The sequence below is a fragment of the Chitinimonas sp. JJ19 genome, from assembly GCF_036961565.1.
GTDB lineage: Bacteria > Pseudomonadota > Gammaproteobacteria > Burkholderiales > Chitinimonadaceae > Chitinimonas.
Genome location: NZ_JBAMDD010000034.1, coordinates 1 through 1,645, shown reverse-complemented (window position 1 = coordinate 1,645; position 1,645 = coordinate 1). Strand labels below are relative to the sequence as shown.

General features: G+C 60.3%; 1 protein-coding gene. It reads left to right on the top strand.

The annotated features are described in order from the left end of the window. A partial coding sequence (locus tag V7714_RS20530; protein WP_335711400.1) for a hypothetical protein occupies nt 1-1,645 on the top strand: 1,645 nt, incomplete at both ends.

Here is a 1,645-nt window from a genome sequence, read left to right as displayed (position 1 = left end):
GTGAGCGCATACGCATTACGCAGTCCCGTGATGGCGGCGCCTCAGTCGCAGTCACCGACCTACGCTACAACACGGCTGGCCATTTGGTGCACCAGGCTCAACTGAACAGCGGTGCCAATAATCCCTATGCGGCGCCGCGCGAGCAGTTCTGGCGCTACGATGCCGCAGGCCGCGTGATTGTTGAGTCCTACAAGGAAGTCGCGGGTGGGAAGGATCTGGGCTGGACCCAGAGTACCCGCTATGATGCCGCCGGCCGTATTGAAGAAGTCAGCGGTGACGGTATACAGATGCGCTACTGGTACGATGGCGCGGATAACCGTCGTGTCATCCTGGGCGCCAGCGGGGCCAACGGCAGTTGGAGCGGCGTGGCGCGCTGGAACACCTATGACGAACTAGGCCGGACTGTTATCACCGGCGGTCAATTGGATGCCAGCAACAACATCGCCATCACCGCGATGCAGACCCAATATGGCTACGGACTCAAGCCCGTGGTGTTCAGCACCGAGGTCGCTTCCTTTGTGAACTTTGGCTCAAGCTCGCAGCGATCCATCAACAGCCGACAGTTCAGCTACCTGGGATCGGGTGGGCAGCAGACCAGCGCCACCTCGCTTGATGCCCTGGTGGCGGGCAATCACATTGAACACTATCGATACGACGGCTTCGGACAGTTGCTGCAAATCCAGTTGCAGACTCCCAATAAGGGGACCCTGCTTCAAACCCGCCGCCAGCTCGATTACGCCGGTCGCGTCGTGGTCGATGAACGGCGCAAGGATGATGGCAGCCTGCTGCAGCGTACCCATGTGCGCTTTGATGCTGATGGCCGTGCCCTGCAGCAGGAGAGCTATGATCACGCCACCGCCTATCGTGCCGAGCTGACCGAAAAAGAACGCTTCGTGGATAATACCGGCAAGGTAGGGCGCGTTTACTATCAGTACACCCATGCTCAGGGCCAGCAATCCATTACCGACTACAGCTATCGGCTAGAACGTACCGAGGGCTACACGGCCTATCTGGCAGGGGGCGGTACTGACAGCTATACGTTTACCTATGCGGCTTACCAGCGCTGGCAGCAAACCACGCAGGATCGCGTCAGCACGATCGGAGAAGGGGCGCATACCAAGAGCATCACCACCTACAACATCGATGGCGCAGTCATCCACACCGAAGTGCCATTCGGCGACGCTCACGGGCTATACACGCAGAACCGGCGCCACACGGTAGATCTGCAGGGACGTATCCTGGACAAGTTTGATCCACACCCACACGTCGATTATGTCGGCTCGCATGTCCGCTTTGCCTTTGCGGGCGGTGCAGCGATTGCCAGCACTGGGGGGTATGGCGAATCGATATTCGACATGCAGAATGCCTCCCCCAGCTTGCATCGCCTGGGCTCCAGCAGCACGCTCACCTATGTGGTGGCCAACGGCGACACGCTACAGAGCGTAGCCGCCGCCGTCTGGGGTGATACCAGCCTGTGGTACCTGATCGCCGAAGAGAACGGCCTGGCCACCGACCCCTCGGCCAGGTTGCAGACTGGCATCAGCCTCAAGTTGCCAGACGTCACCAGTCCGGCCAACCGGGCCGACACCTTCAAGCCCTACAACCCGGGCGAGATTGTTGGCGACACCACGCCGGGTCTGCCACC